This is a genomic window from Lapillicoccus sp. (assembly GCF_046595215.1).
GTDB lineage: Bacteria > Actinomycetota > Actinomycetes > Actinomycetales > Dermatophilaceae > Lapillicoccus.
Window position 1 is genome coordinate 1 of record NZ_JBKJPP010000142.1, and the last position, 6,773, is coordinate 6,773.

A 6,773-nucleotide genomic window follows, 5' to 3' on the forward strand; every position below is an offset into this window, starting at 1 on the left:
GGGCTACGCAAGTCACGCCTTCGAAGGCGCTCCCCCGACGAGCAGGGCCCACGTCTGCGCGGCATACGTGTCCCAGGTCCGTTCCGGACGGGCAACAGCTTCGGCGCGCAGTCGTGCCACGAGTGCGTCGTCGCCGAGCAGGCGATCCATCGCCTCGGCGATCTCCGCGTCGGAACGGGGGTTGACGGTCACCGCCCCACCTCCGTCGGCGATTTCCTGCATGCTCCCGAAGTTTGAGGTGATGACCGGGGTGCCGCACGCGAGGGACTCCGCTGCGGGCAGGCCGAAACCCTCATTGAGGGACGGGAAGATGGTGAACCGCGCCAGACGGTATGCCGCGTAGAGCAGGGCGTCTCCGGAGCCGGTCACGACGTCGACCGGGCGCCCCGCGGCCTGGAGCTCTCGCACCCTGCTGCCGAACGCGTCGGCGCCCCACGCGCGGCCACCGACGAAGGTGAGGCTGAACATGGTGCCGCGACGCCACAGCAGCTCCGCGGCGTGCAGGATCGCCAGGTGGTTCTTGCGTGGTTCGGCGCTGCCAACCACGAGCACCAGGGGCAGGTCGGCGACGACGAAGCGTTCCCGTGCAGCGGCCAACGACTGCTCGTCGGACGGACCGATCTCCACGGGGAGCAGGACGGCGTCGATCGCCGGGCCGGCGCGGCCGATGGACCCGAGCGCTCGCCGCCAGCCGCGGAACTCGGTCGCGGCAGCTTCGGAGATCGCGGCCACCTGGTCGAAGTAACGCAACGCGGCCAGGTGCCAGGAGAAGGTGTCCCCGCCCCAGTCGACGAGGGTCTCCGACGAGGTGAGCGGCACGCAGTCGTAGGTGATGGCGCCGGTGCGACAGCGCGCATACTGGGCCAGGCTGCGGACCTGGCTGCTGCGGGCGCGTTCGGCCAGCACCTCTGGTGTGATGTAGGTGCACCGCCACGGGACGAGGACGGTGCGGGGCACTGACGCCGTCGTCTCCCCCGGTCCGGCAGCCCGCCGGCTGACGACCTGGGCGGTCTCGGCGCCGGTGAGGTCTCGCAGCGCGGTGTAGCCGACTGTCCAGGCGACGGGTCGGGCGCCGTAGCGCTCCATCCACCGGGAAACCGTCTCCCGGATGACGCGTTGGATGCCGGTCGTGAAAGTGAGGGGTAAGGTCGCCGAGAGGTCGACGAGGACGTCGGCCCGGTCGGCGACACGCACCTCCCACCGAGCGCTCTCGGCGCTCGTCCCGTCGACGATGGCGGCCACGAGGGCCTCCCCGTTGTCGAACTCCGACTCCCGGGCCACCTCCTCGACGAGGACATCGGCCGGGAGCACGCCGGTCATGACGGCGAGCGTCAGCCAGACCTGCTCCCGGTGGGAGGCCTCGACGATCGAGCCCAGGACAGGTCCGAGGGTGGCCGGGCCGAGCCGGCCGGGAAGGGTCGGGCGGGGCGAGACCTCGAGGGTCGCCGCGAGCAGCCGGGCCCGGCTGGCCCAGGCCGCCTGCACCTGTGGGCTCTGCGCGGGTGCGGGGGTCGGCGCGCGACGGCTTTCCAGCAGCCGGGCCGCGACGGCCCTGGGGGCAGGCCTAACGAACCGCATGGCCGGCCTTCGAACCCTCCACCAGGAAGTTCCAGAGGTCCGCCGCGTAGTTTCCCCACGTGCGGTGCGGGCGGTGGAGGATCTCGCCACGCAACTCGGCGAGCCGACCCGGGTCGGTGATCAGGGTGCGCATGGCGCCGGTGAGTTCCTCGTCGTTACGGGGATCGACCAGGAGGCACCCGCCCTTGGCCGCCACCTCGCGTTGGCTGCCGTAGTTGCTCGTGACGACCGGGGTGCCGCAGGCCAGGGCCTCGGAGATCGGCAACCCGTAACCCTCGTGCAGCGAGGCAAACACGACGAAGCTGGCGTCCCGGATCCGACCCCACATCTCGGCGTCGCTCACCCAGCCGAGGGTGGTCAGCGGTCGACCCTCGGCCTGGAGGCGCTCGACCGTGGTCGTGAGCTCTTCCTCGTCCCAGCCACGGCCACCGAGCATGACGACCTCGAAGTCGAGCCCCTCGGCCCACAGACGTTGGGCGGCGTGGACCGAGGCCCGGAGGTTCTTGTGCGGCTCGCGGCGCCCGGTGAGCAGCACGACGGGACGGGTGGAGGCGTAGAGACCCAAAGCCTCTGCCGTGTGCTCGCCGACGTCCTCGGCGAGCTCGACCTCTGTCACGTCCGGGCCGGGCAGCCCCTGCGCCGCGAGCATCTCGGCAAAGCCGCGGAACTCCGTCGTGGCCGAGTTGCTGATCCCGGCAACCCGGTGGGCGTGCTTGACCGCACTGAGGAACCTCGCGAAGATGCCCGCCTCGCCGAAGGGACGAAGCTCGGTCGACAGGATCGGGATCATGTCGTAGGCGATCAGCCCGATCGTGTTGCCCGAGTACTGCGCCAGGCACGCGATCCGCAGGCAGGCGTTCGGGTCGATGACCTCCGGCCAGATCACGGTGGTCTGCCAGGGCACCACGAGCACGGGCGCGTAGGCGGCCTCCGCGGCCGGGTCGATGGCGACGTCCTTCCCGAACGCGAAGACCCTGGCCAGCTCCCGGGGGCTGAGACTGCGGTATGCCGTGCGCTGATCGAGGTTGGTGACGGCCACGATGTGGTGGTCGCGGTTCCAGCGGGGGAGGGTCTCGCGGACGACACGCTGGATGCCGGTGTTGGTGTCGAACCGGGCGCAGTAGTCGACATCCACGACCACGCTGTCGGTCACCACCTGCATCGGCAGGTCCAGGCGTCCGAGTCCGGGGTCGGCCAGCACCCGGGACAACAGCTGCTCAACGACGCTCTCGACGCCGTCGAGGACAAGGGCGCGGGCCAGTCCCTCGACGTCGGAGGCCAGGGGGAAAGCTCCGGCCAGCGCAGTGAGGACGAGCCAGTGGGCCGGGCCGGGCTCCTCCCCGCAGGCCTGCATGAGCTGCGGGAGGAGCTCGGCCGCCGGCCACCCGACGGGGATGTCCCCACGAGCAGCGACGGCGGCGGCCACGTCGGGAACGAGGCACTGCGTGGCCGCCAGGAGTCGCTGGTCCAGAGCCTCAAGGAGGACGACGTCGGTGTCCGCCCGGGTGTGCAGGGCAATGGTCACCGACGACCTCCCGTGCGGGTCCGCACGGCGCGCAGCGGGGTGGTGACCCGCCACGAGAGCGTGCGGCGGAGCGCCGCCGCGTCCTTGCGGGCCTCTTCGAGCTGCGTGCGGACCTGACTCATCTCGTGCGCCGAGTGGCTCACGCCCAGGCTCTCCCCGGCTCGACTTGCCCAGGCACCGAGGGCCGCGCGACGCCATCGGAGCGTCTCGGCCACCATGAGGTTTCGGGTCTCGACCAGGGCAGCGTCGAGACCTGAGACCTGGTCACGGAGGACCCGCTCCGTTTCGCGCAGGGCTGCGCCTTGTTGGCGCAAGTGATCTGCTTCATCGCGGACCACGGCGGTCCCGTGGTCCACGAAGGAGTCATGGGCGCACGCCGGGTAGGACAGGCCGGCGGCCAGCTCCTCAGCGCGCTCGTGCGCGACGTAGAAACGGGAGACCCCGTCGAACAGGCAGGCGTCGTAGCCGGCTGCGAGCACTGCGGGCTCCCACATCTCGTGAGTACTCCGCGTCGACAACGGCGCGGTCGACTCGATCACGAGCACCCACGGCCGCCAGATGGTGAGGTCGATCGTGGACAGGACGTCGGCCTCGGCGCCCTCGACGTCGACGATGAGGAAGTGCACGTCGCCCTCGTCGTACCCATGCTCGGTGACGATGTCGCTCAGCCGTGTGCCACGCACCTGGATCTCGCGTCGTTCCCAGCCGTCGGCGACGTGCTGGTCGCTCACCTGGTCGTCCAGCGTGGAAAGGCCCGTGCCAGGGAAGACGTGGAACGCGACCTCGCCTTCTTGAGGAGTGACGGCAGCGTTGACGACGTGGTCGCGTGGCCGCGCGGCTCGCAGCTTCTCGACGAACTCGGGATCCGGCTCCACCGAGATGCCGTTCCAGCCGCGGTCGTAGAAGGCCTTGGTGATCGAGAGCGACACGGGGTCGTTGGCGCCGACCTCGACATACCGACCGTGCGGTATCGAACCCAGGGCACGCCACAGGACGACGTCCTCGCGGTTCTGGCCGTAGGAGATGAAGGGGGAGTCTGACACGTGGGGATGCTATCGGACGGGTGTGCTGAGTCGGGTTCGACGATCGCGACGACGCGCTGGATATACTCGCGATTTCGCTCCCCCCACCACCTTCGAGGACTCATGCCACGCGCACTCATCACCGGGATCACCGGCCAGGACGGCCTCTACCTGTCGGAGCTTCTCCTCGCCAAGGGGTATGAGGTCTTTGGCCTCATCCGGGGGCAGAACAACCCGAAGCGGGAGCTCGTGCAGGAGACGGTGCCGGGGGTCACCCTGCTCACCGGGGACCTGACCGACCTGTCCTCGCTGATGCGGGCCATGGAGTCGTCCGAGCCTGACGAGGTCTACAACCTCGGCGCGATCTCGTTCGTCGCCTACTCGTGGGAGAACGCCATGCTCACCACGGACGTCACGGGCAAGGGAGTGCTCAACATGCTCGAGGCGGTGCGCCTCTACAGCCATGACGACCCGGCCAAGGTGCGGTTCTACCAGGCGTCGAGCTCGGAGATGTTCGGCAAGGTCCAGGACGTGCCGCAACGCGAGAACACCCTCCTCTGGCCACGCTCGCCCTATGGCGTTGCCAAGGTCTTCGGTCACTACATGACCATCAACTACCGCGAGTCCTACGGGATGCACGCCTCGTCAGGGATCCTCTTCAACCACGAGTCTCCTCGCCGCGGACCGGAGTTCGTCACGCGCAAGATCTCGATCGCTGTCGCCAGGATCGCACTCGGGCTGCAGGACAGCCTGTCCCTGGGCAACCTCGACGCCCGACGGGACTGGGGATTTGCGGGGGACTACGTGGACGCGATGTGGCGAATGATGCAACAGCCAGAGGGCGATGACTATGTCGTGGCGACGGGGCAGACGCACTCCATCCGGGAGTTCCTCGACCTCTCCTTCGCCCACGTGAACATCGACGACTGGGAGAAGCACGTCACCCAGGACCCCAGGTTCTTCCGGCCAGCGGAGGTGGACCTGCTCATCGGCGACCCCACCAAGGCGAAGGAGCAGCTCGGCTGGACGCCGACGGTCGACTTCCCCGGCCTGGTGACGATGATGATGGAGAACGACCTGCGCATCCAGGAGCGACCGCAGGTGGCCCGGTCTTGACCAGAGTCCTCGTCACCGGAATCACGGGGCAGGACGGGACCCTGCTGTCCCGACGGCTGCTGGCCGAGGGCCACGAGGTGCACGGTCTGGCACTGTCGGGCGACCGGCTGGCGGAGTGGGCGGTCGACGGGCTCGAGGCCGCCATCGTGCACGTGGGCGATCTTGCCGACGCGGCGCGCATCGACGAGGTCGTCACGGATGTGGGGCCCACCGAGATCTACAACCTCGGGGGCCAGTCATCCGTTGCCGCCTCGTGGGATGACCCGGTCGGCACGGTGCGCGCGACCGGCTTGGGAGCTGCGGCCGTCTTCGAGGCGGCATACCGGCTCCAGGAGGGCTCGGGCACGCCCGTGCGGGTGGTCCAGGCGTCCAGCGCGGAGATCTTCGGGAAGGCCGAGCAGGCCCCTCAGGTCGAGTCCACCCCGATCCGTCCCGTGTCGCCCTATGGCGCCGCGAAGGCGCTGGGCCACCACCTGGCCGGGGTCTATCGCGACCGCGGGCTGTTCGTCGCCGCGTGCATCCTCTACAACCACGAGTCGACGCTGCGCCCCACGACGTTCGTGACCCGCAAGATCACCGCGGGCGCGGCGGCGATCGCGGCGGGGCATCAGGAAAAGCTGACCCTGGGCAACCTCGACGCGGCCCGCGACTGGGGTTGGGCGCTGGACTACGTCGACGCGATGCTGCGAGCCTGCCGCCATGACGTGGCTGACGACTTCGTCATCGCGACGGGCCGCACGCACTCCGTCGGCGACTTCGCCCGGACGGCGCTCGAGCACGCGGGGGTCGAGGACTGGCGCGGTCATGTCGAGGTGGACCCACGTTTCGTGCGCCCGACCGAGGCCGGCGTCCAGGTTGGTGACGCGAGCAAGGCGGCCGCGCTGCTCGGCTGGCGGCCGACGGTGGGCTTCGAGGAGCTCGTGGGCCGCATGGTGGACCACGACGTCTCGCTGCTGCGCAAGTAGGGGCTCCCCACCTGCTGCACGCCCTCACCGCATCAGGCGCTCGAGTGCTTCCTGGTATTGGTCGATGACGGTCTCTGCGCCGTAGAGCCGGCGGGCGTCCGCCGCTCCGCGCCGGCGGTCGAGGTCGGCGTTCGGGAGGTCCTGGAGCGACGCGGTGATGGCCCCGGGGTCCCGCGGGGGCACGATGGCCCCGAAGCCGGTGGCCTGCACGAGGGTTCGGACACCGGGCCGGTCGCTGGCGATGACGGGGACTCCCGCCATCATCGCCTCCGCCTGGACGATGCCGAAGGCCTCCAATGAGTTGACGGACGGCAGGACGAACACATCGAGCGAGGCGAAGAAGTCCGCGAGCGCAGTGTCGGGGAGAAAGCCGAGGAGGTCGATCCGAGGGTCCTCGCCGATGTGCCGGCGGACCGATTCGATCACGCTGCCGCCGGCCACCTTGTCGAACTCCCCACCGATGATGAGACGGGCGCCCGGGTCCGGCAGGGCCCGGAAGCCGTCGATAAGATATTGCAGGCCCTTCTCCTCGACGATGCGTCCGAGGAAGCCGACGTGCAGGCCCGG

6 protein-coding genes are annotated in these 6,773 nt (G+C 69.7%); 2 read left to right on the plus strand and 4 right to left on the minus strand.

The window, feature by feature from the left end; all coding sequences use genetic code 11:
- Positions 1–12 precede the first annotated feature (12 nt).
- Genes ACLL9L_RS12840 through ACLL9L_RS12850 form a run of 3 tightly spaced genes read right to left on the minus strand, consistent with a single transcriptional unit; the run spans position 13 to position 4,146 of the window.
- Positions 13–1,578: a glycosyltransferase family 4 protein gene (locus ACLL9L_RS12840; RefSeq protein ID WP_411285052.1), complete on the minus strand. Its 1,566-nt coding sequence runs from the start codon at positions 1,576–1,578 to the stop codon at positions 13–15.
- A complete protein-coding gene (locus ACLL9L_RS12845; RefSeq protein WP_411285053.1) occupies positions 1,565–3,103 on the minus strand; it encodes a glycosyltransferase family 4 protein in 1,539 nt (512 codons plus the stop codon). Before ACLL9L_RS12845 ends, ACLL9L_RS12840 begins: the two co-directional genes overlap by 14 nt.
- Positions 3,100–4,146 carry an FkbM family methyltransferase gene (locus ACLL9L_RS12850; protein WP_411285054.1) on the minus strand — a complete coding sequence of 349 codons (1,047 nt, stop codon included), beginning with the start codon at positions 4,144–4,146 and terminating at the stop codon, positions 3,100–3,102. Before ACLL9L_RS12850 ends, ACLL9L_RS12845 begins: the two co-directional genes overlap by 4 nt.
- Before the next feature lie 102 nt (positions 4,147–4,248).
- Between ACLL9L_RS12850 and ACLL9L_RS12855 the strand changes: the two genes are divergently transcribed.
- On the plus strand, positions 4,249–5,241 hold the full coding sequence (locus ACLL9L_RS12855) for a GDP-mannose 4,6-dehydratase (protein WP_411285055.1): 993 nt from the start codon (positions 4,249–4,251) through the stop codon (positions 5,239–5,241).
- Positions 5,238–6,206, plus strand: coding sequence for a GDP-mannose 4,6-dehydratase (locus tag ACLL9L_RS12860; protein ID WP_411285056.1), 969 nt, complete (start codon positions 5,238–5,240; stop codon positions 6,204–6,206). Before ACLL9L_RS12855 ends, ACLL9L_RS12860 begins: the two co-directional genes overlap by 4 nt.
- A gap of 24 nt (positions 6,207–6,230) precedes the next feature.
- Here the strand turns inward: ACLL9L_RS12860 and ACLL9L_RS12865 are convergent.
- Positions 6,231–6,773: glycosyltransferase family 4 protein (locus tag ACLL9L_RS12865; RefSeq protein WP_411285057.1), on the minus strand; the 543-nt coding region annotated here is incomplete at its 5' end.